This window comes from Velocimicrobium porci (assembly GCF_009696045.1).
GTDB lineage: Bacteria > Bacillota > Clostridia > Lachnospirales > Lachnospiraceae > Velocimicrobium > Velocimicrobium porci.
The window spans coordinates 1-16,845 of sequence record NZ_VUMT01000018.1 but is presented as its reverse complement, the minus strand read 5'-3'; the positions used below and the strand labels follow the sequence as shown (position 1 = coordinate 16,845).

At 32.8% G+C, this 16,845-nt stretch carries 15 protein-coding genes; all 15 read left to right on the top strand.

The genetic code is table 11. The annotated features are described in order from the left end of the window. Positions 1-30 precede the first annotated feature (30 nt). The 15 genes from FYJ58_RS11100 to FYJ58_RS11030 all read left to right on the top strand — a co-directional run bounded on the left by FYJ58_RS11100 (position 31) and on the right by FYJ58_RS11030 (position 16,720). Positions 31-372 (top strand): YlbF family regulator, encoded by a 342-nt coding sequence (locus tag FYJ58_RS11100; RefSeq protein ID WP_154519796.1) that lies wholly within the window; start codon positions 31-33, stop codon positions 370-372. 2 nt (positions 373-374) lie between these two features. Further along, complete coding sequence (locus FYJ58_RS11095; RefSeq protein ID WP_154519795.1) at positions 375-785, top strand: MltG/YceG/YrrL family protein; 411 nt, start codon at positions 375-377, stop codon at positions 783-785. Between the two features lie 13 nt (positions 786-798). Continuing rightward, on the top strand, positions 799-1,449 hold the full coding sequence (locus tag FYJ58_RS11090; protein ID WP_154519794.1) for an O-methyltransferase: 651 nt from the start codon (positions 799-801) through the stop codon (positions 1,447-1,449). Positions 1,450-1,503: 54 nt separating this feature from the next. Then, positions 1,504-2,751 (top strand): peptidase U32 family protein, encoded by a 1,248-nt coding sequence (locus FYJ58_RS11085; RefSeq protein ID WP_154519793.1) that lies wholly within the window; start codon positions 1,504-1,506, stop codon positions 2,749-2,751. Positions 2,752-2,947: 196 nt separating this feature from the next. Next, a complete protein-coding gene (gene abc-f / locus FYJ58_RS11080) occupies positions 2,948-4,489 on the top strand; it encodes a ribosomal protection-like ABC-F family protein (protein ID WP_154519792.1) in 1,542 nt (513 codons plus the stop codon). Between the two features lie 189 nt (positions 4,490-4,678). Next, entirely contained in the window at positions 4,679-6,982 is a 2,304-nt protein-coding gene (locus tag FYJ58_RS11075; RefSeq protein ID WP_154519791.1) for a hypothetical protein, read from the top strand. A 113-nt stretch (positions 6,983-7,095) separates the two neighbouring features. After that, the gene (locus FYJ58_RS11070) at positions 7,096-7,491 is read left to right on the top strand and encodes a membrane-associated protease 1 (protein ID WP_154519790.1); all 396 of its coding nucleotides are present in this window, start codon (positions 7,096-7,098) and stop codon (positions 7,489-7,491) included. A gap of 690 nt (positions 7,492-8,181) precedes the next feature. Then, a complete protein-coding gene (locus tag FYJ58_RS11065) occupies positions 8,182-8,727 on the top strand; it encodes an FHA domain-containing protein (protein WP_154519789.1) in 546 nt (181 codons plus the stop codon). Next, on the top strand, positions 8,678-9,343 hold the full coding sequence (locus FYJ58_RS11060; RefSeq protein WP_154519788.1) for a hypothetical protein: 666 nt from the start codon (positions 8,678-8,680) through the stop codon (positions 9,341-9,343). The genes FYJ58_RS11065 and FYJ58_RS11060 overlap by 50 nt, the downstream gene beginning before the upstream one ends. Continuing rightward, positions 9,340-11,205 (top strand): YfgM family protein, encoded by a 1,866-nt coding sequence (locus FYJ58_RS11055; RefSeq protein ID WP_154519787.1) that lies wholly within the window; start codon positions 9,340-9,342, stop codon positions 11,203-11,205. Before FYJ58_RS11060 ends, FYJ58_RS11055 begins: the two co-directional genes overlap by 4 nt. A gap of 62 nt (positions 11,206-11,267) precedes the next feature. After that, the gene (locus FYJ58_RS11050; RefSeq protein WP_154519786.1) at positions 11,268-12,548 is read left to right on the top strand and encodes a hypothetical protein; all 1,281 of its coding nucleotides are present in this window, start codon (positions 11,268-11,270) and stop codon (positions 12,546-12,548) included. A 38-nt stretch (positions 12,549-12,586) separates the two neighbouring features. Then, positions 12,587-13,273 (top strand): hypothetical protein, encoded by a 687-nt coding sequence (locus FYJ58_RS11045; protein ID WP_154519785.1) that lies wholly within the window; start codon positions 12,587-12,589, stop codon positions 13,271-13,273. A 44-nt stretch (positions 13,274-13,317) separates the two neighbouring features. After that, the gene (locus tag FYJ58_RS11040) at positions 13,318-14,265 is read left to right on the top strand and encodes a hypothetical protein (protein ID WP_154519784.1); all 948 of its coding nucleotides are present in this window, start codon (positions 13,318-13,320) and stop codon (positions 14,263-14,265) included. 62 nt (positions 14,266-14,327) lie between these two features. Continuing rightward, the gene (locus FYJ58_RS11035) at positions 14,328-15,911 is read left to right on the top strand and encodes an acetate and sugar kinases/Hsc70/actin family protein (RefSeq protein WP_154519783.1); all 1,584 of its coding nucleotides are present in this window, start codon (positions 14,328-14,330) and stop codon (positions 15,909-15,911) included. An 11-nt stretch (positions 15,912-15,922) separates the two neighbouring features. Then, a complete protein-coding gene (locus tag FYJ58_RS11030; RefSeq protein WP_154519782.1) occupies positions 15,923-16,720 on the top strand; it encodes a hypothetical protein in 798 nt (265 codons plus the stop codon). Positions 16,721-16,845 lie beyond the last annotated feature (125 nt).

Here is a 16,845-nt window from a genome sequence, read left to right as displayed (position 1 = left end):
ATTGAAAAAAGTGCAGTAGGAGGGGGTTATATGTATAATATTGATGACCATTTAGGTTTCCTTTTGGCAGCACTGAAAGAAAGTGTTGAGTATAAGCGATATAAAGAAACATTAGAAGAAGTAAAAAAGGATCCAGAATTGTTAAATCGGATGCATGAATATCAAAGAAGTCGTTTTCAGATTCATGTAGAGCCAGATGATCGCATTGCCGAAGAGGACAGGACGCTTCGGTTAAAATACAGTGAGCTTTTGGCGAACCCTCTTGTCGATGCGCATTTAAAGGCAGAGAAAAAATATTGTAAACTAGTTCGCCGGATTGAAGACAGCTTTTCAGAAGGTGCCGGAATCGATGTAAGTTTTTTGGAGGAATAAATATGGCAGCCATATCCAAATCTACAAAATCTGCATTGCGGATTGTACAAATAGTATTACAGGTTACATTTAATATTTTATTTTATATGGTCGTTTTTTTGCTTGTTATCCGTTTGAGTGGGGCAGTATATGATTTTTCTTATCAAATTTTTGGAGATGTAACAGTAGAAGAGGTTCCGGGACATAAAGTTACATTTGAAGTTGAAAAAGGAGAATCGGTTCTTTCTTTGGGCAGGCGGTTAGGGGAAGAACGGTTAGTTGTTAATCCCTACTCGTTTGCGGTAAGAGCAAAGCTTACAGTAGGAAAACGACATCCGATTCTTCCGGGGACTTACAAGTTAAATACATCTATGACATACGATGAAATTTTAGCGGTTTTGACAAATACAGAATTAACAACAGACGATGAATAAAAGAGGGAAAGTAATGATAACAAATGAACGGATTGCAGCTTATATAGAATCATTAGAAATGGAATTGTCGGATTATTTAAGAGAAATAGAATCGAAGGCTTTGGCAGAATATGTACCAATTATAAAAAAACCGACTCGTTCGCTGCTTCGCTTCTTACTTCGTCTGCATCAGCCCAAAGAAATATTAGAGGTTGGTACGGCTGTGGCATTTTCTGCATTGCTGATGAGCGAGTATATGCCGGCGACAAGTCATATTACAACAATTGAAAAAGTTCCAAAGCGAATTGCTGAGGCAAAAGAAAATATAAAAGAACAGGGCAAGGAACAAAAAATTACTTTACTAGAGGGAGATGCAGCTGATATTCTAGCCTCTCTTGCAAAGGAAGGAAAATCATATGATATGATATTTATGGATGCTGCTAAGGGGCAGTATCCTCATTTTTTGCCAGACATTTTAGCGATGCTTCCAAAAGGAGGATTGCTTGTATCAGATAATGTCCTTCAGGATGGTGATATTGTAGAGTCCAGATATGCTGTGACAAGAAGAAATAGGACAATTCATTTTCGTATGAGGGAATATCTTTACACATTGACTCACACAGAGGGACTGGATACAATTGTACTTCCAATTGGTGACGGTGTGACACTCAGTACAAAATTATAGTCCTTAAAAGGAATAAATCAGAAGCGGAACGTTTAAGAAAGAAAGGAAATATACATGGATACAAAGTTGAGAAAGAAACCGGAATTATTAATACCATCTAGCAGTCTTGAGGTATTAAAGGTTGCAATTACTTATGGTGCAGATGCTGTATATATTGGTGGTGATATGTACGGACTTCGTGCAAAAGCTAAAAATTTTTCGATGGAGGATATGAAACAGGGAATTTCATTTGCTCATGAACATGGAAAAAAAGTTTATGTTACAGCAAATATTACTGCCCATAATCGTGATTTAGAAGGAATTCGTGAATACTTTAAAGAATTAAAAGAGATAAAACCGGATGCGTTAATTATTTCCGATCCTGGGGTATTTGACATAGCAAAAGAAGTTTGCCCTGAAATTGATGTTCATATCAGTACACAGGCAAATAATGTAAATTACGGAACTTATAAATTTTGGCATCGGATGGGTGCGACAAGAGTTGTGTCCGCACGAGAACTGTCAATTGAAGAGATTGGAGAGATTCGAAAGAATATCCCAGATGATTTAGAAATTGAAACATTTATTCATGGAGCAATGTGTATTTCCTATTCCGGACGTTGTCTTCTTAGTAATTATTTTACCGGAAGAGATGCAAATCTTGGAGCCTGCACACATCCATGTCGTTGGAAATATTATATTACAGAAGAAAATCGCCCTGGCGAATACCTTCCAATTGAAGAAAATGAAAGAGGAACTTATATTTTTAACTCAAAAGATTTGTGCATGATTGAGCATATTCCCGATATTATCCATGCAGGAATTGACAGTTTAAAGATTGAAGGAAGAATGAAAACAGCTTTATATGTAGCAGCTGTTACGAGAACATATCGTCAGGCAATTGATGATTACTATACTGATCCTGCATTATATGAAAGAAATATACCACATTATATGGAAGAAATATCCAAATGCACATATCGTCAATTTACAACAGGCTTTTTTTATGGTCCGACAACACACGATACACAGATTTATGATAACAATACTTATGTGAAAGAATATACGTATTTAGGCATTATTCGTGGAAGAAATGAAGCGGGCTTATACGAAATTGAGCAACGTAACAAGTTTTCGGTTGGAGAGCAGATAGAAGTGATGAAGCCTTCTGGAGAAAATATTTTGGTAAATGTAAATCGTATTGTAGATGAAGAAGGCAATGAGATGGAAAGTTGTCCACATCCAAAACAGAAAATATTTTTGGACTTGGGCATTGAATTGAGTCAGTTTGATTTGTTAAGAAGAAAAGAAGCAGAAAAGTAAATAGTAATTTGTATTATAAAAAAGCTATTGTAGTGAAGAAGTTAGAGATTCATTACAATAGTTTTTTTGTGTATTTTAATAATAAATTTGCATAAATATGCACAATAAAGTATAATCTGATTCATAAATATTTGCTTAATCAAATTGAAAAAACTGGAGTATAAAATTATTAAAAGCATAGAAGGGAGAGAATTAGTTGTCAAAAATATATATTAATAATATGTCATTTACCTACAAAACATTTTTTAATCCTATTTTTATGAATGTTACGTTAGCATTAGATACAGAATGGAAATTGGGAGTTATTGGAAGAAATGGAAGGGGAAAAACTACTTTATTAAAATTAATAGAAGGACAATTAGCTCCAGATTCTGGAGAAATAAGTAAAACTGTTAATACAGAATATTTCCCATATATTTATACCGGAAAATATACAAATACAATAGATGTAATAAAGGAATGTATTGGAAAGTTGCGTACATTGGAAGATGCATTAGATGATCCGGATGTTTTGGAACAATATATGGAGTTAGATGGTTTTGCTATGGAGGGAAAGATTAAACGAGAACTTAAAAGAATAGGATTAAAAGAAAATGTTCTACAGAGAAATTTTTACACATTATCGGGAGGAGAGCAGACAAAAGCACTTCTTATTGCACTTTTTTTAAAGAGGAATACTTTTGTATTGTTAGATGAACCGACAAACCATTTAGATTTAAAGGGAAGAGAAGAAATTGCCAGCTATTTGAATAAAAAAAAGGGATTTATTATTGTGTCTCATGATCAGGAATTTCTTGATCAAACGATTAATCATGTTCTTGCAATTAATAAAAATGATATTACTATTGAAAAGGGAAATTACTCAACATGGAAAAGAAACTTTGATTTAAAAGAAGAATTTGAGTTGAGGACAAAAATGAATTTGACCAAAGAAATTAAAAAATTAGAAGGGCATGCAGAAAAAAAACGGGAATGGGCAGATGTGTCTAACACTCAAAAGTATCATTTTGTATCTAACAGTAGAACAAATGGAACACAATCCTACATGAAGCAAGCAAAAAGAGCAGAAGAAAAAATTAAGCAAGATATTAAAAATAAGCAAAAATTACTATTGAATTTTGAAGACAAAAAAACTCTTGATTTTTTTCAAGAAGATGTGAATGATGATTGTTTGATTAAAGTAAAGAATCTAAGTTTTTCTTATGATGAGACAACCCTTTTGAAAAATGTTTCTTTTACATTAAGAAAACACGATATTTTATGGGTTCAAGGTGAAAATGGATGTGGAAAAACAACATTATTAAATCTATTAGTAAATAAAACAGAATTGCCAGGTATTTGGTATAATAAAATAATAACTTTTTCAATGTTAATGCAAGAACCTGTATTTGCAAAAAAAATAACAGGGATAGATTTTTTGCAAAACAATCGAACATATGCTGCATATGAGGAAAGTGTTCGTTTATGTCAAATTTTTGATATATCAAATGAATTATTAAGTAAACCTTGCGACACATATAGTAATGGCGAAAAAAAGAAACTATTTTTAGCTAAAATTTTAAGTGAGAGCAATAATATAATTATATTGGATGAACCATTGAATTATATGGATATAATGTTTCGGGAACAATTAGAAAAAGCAATTAAACAAATTCATCCTACTTTGATTTTTGTAGAACACGATAAAAAATTTGGTATGGCAATAGCAACATCATTTTTGGAGTTGTGTATGCAATGAATAAATATACAAAAAGACGAAGAAACAGGATTTATGTCCTGGTATATTTTGTAAAGAATTAATGAAAAATTACAAAACAGGGAAAATGTAGTGACAAACGGAAAAATTTGGTGTAACATTGAATGGGAAAAGAAGAAACTGTACAGATATTCATTCTTTAAAAATAAGAGATACGGAGAGAGATAGGGTATGGATATAATTGAACAAACAAATCGGACAATTCTATTTGATGTTGTAAATCCAGAAGTTTATAATATGTTCAACATTATGTCGGATGTAGATGAAAATTCTAAAAGTTTATCAGATGAAAAAGTGGCAGAGATTAATGATGTTTTATTAGTAAAAAGTTTTGATGAATTTTTAGTAAAATTCAAACCAACAATTTACAGTTATTTCGACCAAGAACGTGGAATGGTTTATGAACTTACAAAACCGGAAGGTATTCCAGATTCCTTAGTAAAAAAAATAGTAATTGACAGAAATAACACGTTTCTAAAAATGTTTGTATCTATTATGGATACAAAGAAAGCTTCTGGAGCTACGAATGCATCTTTTAATTATGAGCGTATAACAGAAATGCTTGCTCCGCATAAAACATTAAAAGAGATTAAAAAGTTAAAGAAAGATATTTCTTATCTGGAAAGTAAAAATGCAGAATTTGAAAGTGATTCACCGGCAAAACAGGATGCTGTTTTAAAACTGACTGCAAAATTGGATAAAACAAAAAAATATTACAATGAAACTTCTTCCCAGCTGACTTTGATGTTGGGAATGATAAAAGAGAATTTAGATACAACAGAGAAAGCATCGAAAAAAGGGATAACAGATATGAAACCGGCTTTGCCGGTATTTGATCAAAAGGCAGAAATTGTTGCATTGGAATCAGTAGGAAATTCGGCAAAATTATTAACGGATCAAGGCGATTCAAGGGAATCGGGCTCAACAGAGTTGGCAAAACAATCCAATTCAGAATTAGCAGAGATAAAACAGGATTCTGCTAAAAAGAATAGAATCAGTTATAAAGATTTGACCGTTTCTGTGATTGAAGAACAATATTATGAAAGCATGGAAAGCCTTTATGCTTCAGTTGGACAAACATATGATAGAAATTCACAAGGGGCATCCTTATCAAAAGAGTTAATTGTGGCAGCGTTTACCGATAATGTACCGGATACGTTAATGGAAATGAGCCTGGATGATAAAGTAGAGCTGTATAATAAATATTCTGCAATGAACGCTGCATGGCAAAAGGCATTTATCCGTACAGCAAAATTATTGATTGAAAAAATTTTAAGCGTAAAAGCATTTTTTGATCAATATCAGCCTAAAAGCCCAATGATGCGTCCATCGCTTCTTATCGTAAATGCACATATGAGTGAAATTCTGGAAGAAAAAAATTTGGAAAATCTAAAGAAGTATTTGGAAACAGTAAATAATAAATCGGACTTTAGTAATACAATTTGGTTTGGGATTGTACCAAATGTGGAATATTCAGATGATTACGATTTCGAGCTTGATGAAGAAACAATGAGAGAATTTGGTTATACGGGAGATATTGATGCAGGAATTACTGTAGCTCCGACAGAAATCTCAGATTTGCAATTGTTATTGGAATCAATAAAAGAATATCGGATTCAAGTTTTCTTTTCTTTCGAAACAGGGGAAGACACTACATTTTTAAAACTATCTACATATGGAATGGATCAGTACATAGAGCAGACAAGAGATTTGGAAAATACAGATTACAGCAGATATGCAATTCCATGTCTGCCTAATTTTACGGTAATTCCAAGTAATAAATCTCGAGTTGTCCTAGGGTCAAAGGCACTAAAAAGAGAGGATGGCAGTCTGGAATTTTCAAAAGACAGGGATGATTTTATGAAATTCTGGATTTATGGTGTATATATCAGTGCAGCATTTGTTGCTGCCGGGATTGTGGCAGCGTACCAGTGTCCAAACTTTTTAGCAACAAAATTAGGTGGTCGTGTAAAAAAAGAATATCCTGGTGTTCGATTTGATTTAGAAGCAGGGGACAATGCATTTTATGTTACTACAACAATGCCAAAAGAAATTGCAGGTTATACGACAGAAACGAAAAATATGATTAACGAACATAAGTATGGATTTGTTTTTTCTTCTGATAAAAATCAGTTAAATGGAGCAGCGGTAAATGCAATCACGGTATACAAGTCCAGATGTATGAATGAGAGTAAAAATGGTGGTTTTGAAAGTATATTTAGAGAAACAACGCGAACTTATTTATATCGTATGATAGGTGCAATCACAAATGATTATAAGAAAGACAGGATTGATAAAATCTTTGATTCTGGTGGGCAAGTGAAAGAGTGGCAGTTATCACCTAATTATGGGAATTCTATTTTACGTGAGGGAGATGGAATTGAAAAAGGTGATTGTGATGGAACAACTTATAATATTGAAATTGCATTTGCAGGAGTTTCAGAAAATATGGAACTGCTTATTAATACTGATTAAATTAAGAATAAAATGAATAGATAATTGCTATGGTGGAAGGGCTCTTATTTTTATAGTTTGTTCTAATTTAATAAATAAACATAAAACAATTTTTTATTAGGAGGTACATTAAAATGGCGTATAAGATTGTGATTGCAGATGTAACAGAATTAAGTGAGGAGATCATTGATGTTTCATTTGATGCTTCAATCCCAAAAGATTCATTTGCAAGATCTTCCGATATTGAAGCAACGTTGACAATTAAAGGAAAAGTATCATTTGATGCTGATAAGCTATTTATGCGTGATGCAGCTAAGAGTATGGCAACTTGGGCACTTGTTAAACCGGAAAGTGCTGATGCTTATAAGAAAGTAACAGTAGAATATCAGCATGCAACCGCTCCTAGAAAATACGAATTTTCCCATGCTTTTGTAGTTTCTTATGAAGAAACATTCACAAAAACAGATGGTGAATTTACGTTAGTATTGAAACAGAAAAAAGATAGGATTGATGGGGTTGTAATTGAATAAATCCAGATAGCAGTTTTATTGTTGATATGTTTATATATGGATAGGGAATACCACCATTTCCCTATTCAAATAAAAAGAAAAATTTTTAATATGCAGGGGAGAAGAACTATATGAAAGCTTATTTCCCTATACTGAAATATTTTATAATAGGTGTAGAGTTAATTTTTGTTGGAAACATTACATATTTACATTATGTAAGACATAGTTTAGCAACAGAAAAAACATTGTATCAGATAATATTGTTTTTAATGATTCAAAACGGATTATTATCTCTTTCGACTGGGATAATTTGTTTTTGTATCTGGAAAAAAAAACAAAGAGATAGTAAAGACTTCCCCATTTTGTTCTTTTGTTATTGTAAACAAGAGTGGAAAAAAGATTCGGGAAGTTTTTTTAGAGGATAAAAAATCGTTTTTTCTTGTAAAAAAGAACGGAAAAGAACTTATTTGCATAGAAACAGGTCAGACCGATTTCAGAGAGCCAATTTATGCAGTGTTTAATCTATTCGAAGGAAATTGGTATATAGAAAATGTATCGGAACAGTATCCAATTGGTATTCGCAGAGGTGAAGAAGCGGTAATTTACCGTTTAAAAAATAATATGCCATATCGATTGTGTCCTTCGGATATAATTTACATGGACTCAACTAAAATATTGATAAAAGAAAGAAATTGTCTGGAGGGATAAAAGATGGGGCTTGTCCGCTGTCAGAATGGACATTTATTTAGCGAAAAAAAATATGGAAATATATGTCCTTATTGTAATGTTGTGATAAATAAGAATATGAATATGGAGGAAGATCCACAAGGAAAATTTAAAGATACCATCTATCTTGGAGATTTAGAAGTGCTAAAACCGGTTACAGGCTGGCTTGTTTGTTTAGAAGGTCCTTCGAAAGGAAAAGATTATCGTATTATTGCAGAAAAAAACTTTCTTGGCAGATCCGGTGAAATGGATATTCGTGTGCCGGGGGATGATGCGATTGCAGAGAAAAATCATGCAATTCTTGTATATGATCCCGAAAAGAATAAAACATTGATACTTCCGGGAGATTCTCAAGGGCTGGCATATATTTTGGACGAGGAAGACAGATGGGATGCCATTTATAATCCCAGAGAATTGGAAGCAGGCGACCGGATTAAGATAGGAAAGAGTGTTTTTATATTTGTTCCATTGTGTGGTGAAAATGACGGCTTTGTTTTTAATTGGAAAGAAGAGAAGAACGAATTGGGATAACGATTGGTTAGTAGGAAATTCACAGACAATAGGAGACTGTAAGATACAGAATAATTATTTTGCAACCGTTTTAGGAAACGATTTTTTTGCGGTACTTGTTGATGGAACGATTGATCATATAAATGGAAGGCAGGCGGCTATTCTTGCAGTCGAAATTTGTGTATCGGAATTTAAAAAATGTAAAAAATTCATAAAGCTGGAAGACTTTTCAGAGGTTTTTGTTTTTTTTGAAAAACTTGAGAAAAAAATAATTTGTGAAGTAAAACAGTATATCTATTTAAGCAGAACTCCTTATTTGTCTGTGAGTATGGTGTATGGAAAAGACGACCAAATGTTTTATTATACCGTAGGGGCAAACCGGCTTTTTGTAATAAACAATCAAGATTGTATCCTTTTAGAAGAAAAAATGGGTTTTTATAAGATACGGTGCGGTGATGTTATTGGTCTTATTTCAAATGGTGTCTATGAAACGTTGAATGAAATAGAGTTGATACAGACGATAAATCGGAACGAAAGTCTGTATGAAAAGGCACAAAAAATTAGCACAAAAATTTTAGATAAGAAAAAAAGAAAACAAAAAAATGCAACAGTAATACTGGTTGAGGGTAGAGTATGAGAAAATTAAACAGCAAAATAATAACAGATTTTATATCGGAAAAAGGAAATGATACCATACATAAAACTTATGTGGCGTATACACCTTTAGATGAATATATATGCTTTGCTGTGGCGGAAAGCTATGACAATGATACAGAAACTAATAGTGCGAAAATAGCCGTTGAAACGGTATTGTCAGAATTTGAGAAAAAACCTTCGCTTAAACGGTTAAGAAATTATCTTGCCTGCGCTAATGAGCAGATTTTATTACATAGCGTTAAATGTAAACGAAAAGTCAGTATCGCGATTATTCTATCTGACTACACAAGAATGCGCTATGCAGTATGTGGCAATACGAAAATTCATGTACATTATGGAACTGTGTTTTCCCATATCAGTAAAACTCAGACAAAACATCAGGAATTGGAAGAAGAACAGAAGATTATTTATGCTGATCCGGCAGAAACCCATAACCTGATTGAATATTTGGGAAAGGGAAAACATATACGTCCATATATATCCAGAAAAATTGCGTTACAGGATGGTTCTACGATTTTAGTGTCAACCAGTAATGTGACAACGAGCATATCAGATATTGAATTGCTGGATGCATTGGAACATGCAAATAAGAATCAGGAATTATTATGTAATATTGAAGAGATGCTATTGAGTAAAAAAGGAGAAAAAGCAGTTGGAAGTTATAGCATCGTTTCCATTGCAGTTGAAAAAGCATTTCAGGAAGATAATACAAAGAGAAAAAAAAGAAAGAGGATTTGTTGGACCGTTGGGATTGCAATGGTATTGTGTCTGCTTCTTGGAGCAATCATACTTTATGCGATTCGTTCCAAAGACCGAAAAAAAATGGAAGAGATTCAGGAATTAACTGGAAAAGGAACCAATTATATTGAATATGGAAATTATGCGAAAGCATTTGATACATATGAAACCGCATCGGAAAAAACAGATCAGTTGAGTTTAACGAATTGGCAGTTTATAAAAGAAAAAACAGAATTAAAGAATAAAGTCAGCAAAAAGAAAGCTGTTTTAGCCACGATAGAGGATGCGGATATAGCAATCAAAGAAAATGATTATAACACGGCAAAGAGACTTTATCTGCAAGTGAGAGAACAGGCAAAGTATGAGGGAGAAGAAAAAATTTATGAGCATGCTTGCAGCAGGCTGGAATATATTAATCAGATGTTGGAGACAAAACAGTTAAGTGCAATCGGGGATATGTATCTTTCAACGGAAGATTATAAGCAGGCAATTGAATCCTATAAAGAGGCGATTGAACTATTAAAGCAGACCGATGAAGTCGAATTGCGTGGTGAAATACAGACAAAAATTTATGATGCAGTACAAAAGCAAAAGGAAATAAAAAAGAAGGAACAGACAAAGCAAAAAAAGAAGAAAAAAGCGAAGTTAGATAAACAATTAATTCAGATTAAAGCATATTTGACAACAGCAAATAAATTGTTAAGTCAGGAAAATACAGATGGTGCGAATGAGCTGTACCAAAAAGCAGTTAGTGTTTATGAGAACCTGAGCAGTTCGGATAAAGATACGGATAAAGTTTATGAGCAAATTGTTGCTTTAGAGCAGTCAATTACAGAAGTGAAAGAAATGAAAAAAGAAGCAGAAGAAAAACAGGAGCAGAAAGAACAAGAAGAACAAGAGCAAAAGCAGAAACAGGAAATAGAAAAAAAACAGAAAAAAGCACAAAGTTATATGTTAAAAGCGGCTGAATTGGCAAGAAAAAACAAGAAAAAGAAAGCGATTACTTATTATGAGAAAGCGTTGGGAATTTATGAAAATTTAAATATTTGGGATGACCAGGTGGATAAGATTTATGATGCCATAGAGGAGTTAGAAGGCAAATAAATTAGTTTAAAGTGCTGATGAAAATTTGATAAGAGCAACTGAAACGAATAAAAGGTGAAGAGATGGAACTTAATAAAAAATGGATTGAATCAAGAGTAAACAGAGTAAAGGATCCGGTACAAAAAGTAATGTTAAGGGAAATATTATCCGAACTTTTTGTAGAATTATACGAATATAATAATGCCTGTTACCACTCACTGGAAGAAAAGATTAAAAAAGAGAAAAATGATTTTTTTCATTTTTATGATGTGTATACGGCGGTTTGTAGAATAGAAGACTTTGACCCGACTAATCCTTATTGGTTTGCAGTGGCAGAAAATGAGGTAAAGCGGGAAGAACACCATTTAGAAAGAATTTTTCTGGAGTGTGACTTTGATTGTATTTTAGAATTTATGAATCAAACATATACAGCAAAGGTTGTGATGGAGAAGGAAACAAAAACAATCAGAATAGGATTTTCTTATGTGAAGGAGTACATGGATAAGATTCAGTGGTTGTATGACCAGTTTGAGAAGAATAAAGTAAAATGGCATACAATAAATGGAGCATTTCTATATAAATTTTTAGAAATTGTTGATCTCGATGGTGTGATTCCCGTAGCAACACCAATAAAAAAAATAGAGGTAAATTTTGGAAAATTGGGAAAATATGTACATACAGACAGGATGCTCGTCTGGAACCTGGAAGAGGATTTGTTTCAAACGGAAGGAATTAAAGTAGCAGGGGAAATGGTAATTCAATATGAGCATTTTATTCCATTTACAGAGCAGGAAGATGGTTATCTTTTTGTTTTGGAGGAGGATTCATTTTTTCTGATTCGAGAAGAGCAGGGAATTATAGTTAAAACAGAGCAAAAAGCATATGAAGAAATAAAAGGATTACATTTTGTGCAATACGATAGTCGCAAAGACGGATTACGCTTATGTTATCCACCGCAGACAAATGGGAAAGACAAAATGCTTTTTAATCCGTTTCAAAATACTATCGAAGCTAAAATTATGACATTAGGGGAAATCAGAAGAGTATTGGGGCAATATCAGGCGTTTACTGAACAGGAGTTGAGATTAGAAAAAATAGATGTAAAACAATTAAAAGAGATAAAAGAATGGAAAGCCATAAATTTTGAAAAAACAGATGCATTTGATAAAAAAGAAATCATAGATCTGGATTGTAATCCATTTATACAAATGCATCAGTTATGGAATAGAGAAAAAGTGTTTCTCTTTCATTTTACTCAAAATGGAGAAAACAAAACATTTATTACAAAAGATATTATAGCATTTTTGATTTCAGAAATTCAGCTTGATTTATTAGGATATCAGTGTGTTGGAGTATTAGAGTAGAAAAAATATGACGTAAGGAAGAGAAAGGTAAGTGTTTCATGGAGTACATATGGGAACCGGTAATAGAGTGCCGAAAACAAGAAAAAGATGAAAAGAATTTGCATTTTTGTGTGCAGAATAACAGAGTTTCTCCGTATATGGAATTGCAGACAGACAGCATTTATGAAAAATTAAATGAAAAAAGGATGGATACTTATCTTGATGTAAATCCTTATATACGTTTTGGCAAATTTTTTGATTTTATTACATCAGATGATTTAGGGTATAACGAACTTAATCGGGAATTGGCAGACACTACACTACACTTTTTGGCAGATTTAGATATAAAATCGGGATTATGTAAGAGGGAGCTTTATATTAAATTTTTGCTGAAAGCGTTGGAAGATGAGGTGTTTGGTTCTTATCCTATTTTAAATCAGTTTCGAAGGATGAAAAAAAGAAATCTGGCTGAGGAAATGTTAACGCTATATGAAACGGGGGATTACTTTACTTGTTTTATTCGGCTTATTAAAAAGTGGTATCCTTTTTGTGAATTATATATCAGGGCAGGAGAAGAAATTGTTTTTTATATGAGAGAACCAAACAATCAAATTCAGAAAGAGAAAATTGATTTAATCTGTGATTTGTTTCTTCCACTACCTTTTTCCTACGTTATTCATTGGGAAAAAACATATGGTGTAATCGGTCATGAGGATACGATGCGGTTAGAAGAATTTATATTATAACAATATGGTAAGAATCAATCAGTATAAAAAGAAAGGATTCTGTTATGTTATATGAAACATATAAGTTGGGAAAAAATAGGTCAGACAAGTTAAAGAAGAGATATACCTATGAGGAATTAGAACAGTTGGAACTTCCTCAATTGAGAGCAATCTGTAAAAACAGGGCAATTAAAACGCCAACTGTTGAATTGCTAAACAAAAAAGAGGAATTGGCAGACTTTTTATATCATTATTTAGGTGAAATAAGAGAAATACAAATTGTTTCGTGGGGAGAAGAAGAAAGCAGCCGATTGAGCAGAAAATTGAAAAATGCGGAAGCAAAACAGACAGAGCAGATTGTAATGTCACAAAATATAAAATTGTATCGGGATTTGAATTCTTTTGATGAGCCGGATACCAAATATAAAGTGACTGCTAATATAAAGCTTGGAACATATGCCCTGCTTGTTGACGAAAAAAAGAATATTTTAGCCATAATGACGGTTAGAGAAATCAAAAATATGTCTGTTTCTAATAAAGAAAAGAACAATTATTTATTAGGAGTGAAACGTGTATGTGTATCAAAAGGATTAAAAAAAGGTACGTATTATAATTTAGCTGTTTTGTTTTTTGAGGAAGAAAAGACAGAGGAGCTTGTAAAAACTTATTATGGAATGGAAAAAAAACAACGAGCTTTTTCTTATTATGAAGTAGCAATGGATGAGGTGGAAGTAAAGGAAGCACAGTTAACCGATGAGGTTTTGATTATTGATTATGGAACATCGTTTACAACAGCAGGGACATATGGGATGGAAACGGGACAGATGAAAAAAATTGTTTTTGATTCTCAGGCTGAAGAATTGGGAAATGATAGCTTTAAAGAATGGGAGCTACATTCGCAAGAACGTTTTTTATGTCCGAGCGTGATTGGAGTAAAACAAATAGACGGAAATAAAATTGAATTTATTTATGGCAGAGAGGCAATCGAGGCAGAAAAAAACAGCATTTTTTAGGAAAAAATACAATATTTTATGACACCAAACGTTTTGTAAATTGCTATAAAGAAAAAATAAAGGTGACGGATTTTGATGGAAATCGTTGTGAGCTTAGGGGAGGTGATTTCGTACGAGCTTTTTTGCTTTACATAATAAAAATGGCGGAACAACAAAATAAAGTAAAGTATCAAAAAATTTGTCTTACCTGTCCTGTAAAGCAGCAATATTTATCGATGAAGATGTATCAGGATGTGTTAAAAGAATATGAGATTGTGACAACGGATGTCATTGATGAAGCTGTTGCTGTTTTATATCATTCGTTGCAACAAGAAATTAATACTATGACTTATCAAAGCGGGGAAGAAAGAAAAGTATTGATTTTAGACTGTGGCGGTGGAACCAGTGATATGGTGCAATGCAGTTATGCTGTAAAAGACAGTAAGATTACAAATGATTTAGAAATTCACGTTACATATGCAGATGGAAATACAAATTTTGGTGGAAATAATTTAACTTATCGTATTTTCCAATATATAAAAGTTCAATTGGCTGCCTATTATCAGACGGGAGCGATTTGGAAAATCGACCATTTTTTTGAGCATGTTTACAAAATGTTTTATGAATGGATTGACTGTCATGGGATGGAAGCATGTTATAAAAAGTTAGAAGAAGCGTATGAAGAAGTCGAATTCTTGATACCGACAAAATATGCGGATTATCAGACGGGTTCAGAGGAAATGTTTTTAAAAGTAAGAGGAAACTTTTATTTCTTATGGCAGATGGCAGAACAGGTAAAAAGAAAATTTTATCAGAAGACCGGAGCGGTTTCTATTAGTATCGGACAAGAATTTTATTCAGAATTTCAACTGTATGTTAGAAATAAACATGGTTATTTACAGTTGTATACGTCTTGTCCCGATATACTTTTATTAAAAGAAGAAATCAATATTTTACTTAAGCCGGAAATCTATCATTTTATGAAGCATTTTATAGAGCCGTATTATGATTCTATGGAGCTTTATGATATGGACCGGATTTATTTGGCAGGACAGACATTAAGCATTGAATTATTTCGTGATATTTTAAAAGAGTATATTCCGGGAAGAAAAGCAAGAGGAACAGAAATTAACAGTTATGAAAAAAAATTAATGTGTATCGATGGAGCCATTGCGTATCATGGTGCAAAGCGAATTGGAAAAATTCGCCCGGTCATTACTTATGATTCACCTAAAATTCCTTATTTTTTAATAGTCGAAGATTTTCATTCAGAAACAGGGGAAAAAGTTTTGATTTGGGAAAGCATGGTTATGAAAGATGTTTATAGCTATATTTCCAGACCGATGGAAACAAAGGAATTGGTTTTAACTCTACAAGATAAAGATAAAAAACAGCTGCATCAGGATTTTGTGCGAATAGATGCAAATGAATTTCAAGAGACTGGATATGAAGAATTGATGAAAAATTATCCGGTATTTTTACAAAAAGATTTAGATAATATTGTTTCCGGTGAGATGAAAACTTTTATTTATACAGATGGGAAAAGCTGGGGGTACTATGTATGCAGTGTTGCACGGCGAACCAATACATTGTGCTATTTGCATCCGTATTTTATACCATTTGAAGAGAATCAATGGAAAATGAACTTTTTTGATGGAATGCATTAAGGGAGGCAGTTATGTGTAAAAACAGCACAGAAATAAGGAGTTGTATGCAGTATTATAAAAAGCCGATTTTTGCAAAAGGAAGAATTGTAAAAAAAGAGAGCTTAGATTTGTTGAATGAGTTCCCTGAAAAATTAATTTCAACAACATGGAATTCTTTTTCAGACGGTATTTTATATGGGTGTGCAATTGAATATACAGCTCAAACTTTAATTGTTTGCGAAGGAGCCTGTATTTATCAGGGAGAAGTTGTTCTGATTGAGCGAGAGGAAATTCCTTTTTTAGATTTTGACAGGCAGGTAGTTGTAAAACTTGTTTTTCATGATTGGGAAAAAACAGAAGACTTTATGATTCGTCCGGTGGAATTGAAAATTGATGATACGGTATTTTCAGCAAATTATGAGATGGAGCTTGGAAGATTTTTTCTTTCCAAAGGGGCAGAACTTAGAAAACAGTATCAGACAATGGAAGATTGCAGAACGGCTTATAATACATTAGACGTCACGCATGTACCGTATGCAGGACATAACCATGGAACGCTGTCACCGGTTGTTTTTAAATTATATGCGAGATTATTATTGGAATCTTCTTTCTTAGATGAAATTGATTATAGTTTTTGTTTTCTTTGTTTAAATCAGGAACGAATGGAAAGGGAAACTGTGTTAACGTATTTTTCCTGTGTACTGGGAAAACCTTGTTGGGAATTTACCAATAATCAGATTTATGAAACTTTAGTTCAATTTGTCCGTCATAGAGCAGAGAAGAAAGTAAAACAAGTAACCGGAATTAGAAAAGAGCCAAAAGTCTTATAAAAGTCCAGCTAATAAATGTCAATAGAAAAATGAAAAAATTTTGATTTTATTATCTGACTAAAAAAGGGCGCACTTACCCCTTGGTGAAAATATCATTTTGTAAAAGATATTGTTTCGCTAAAGTT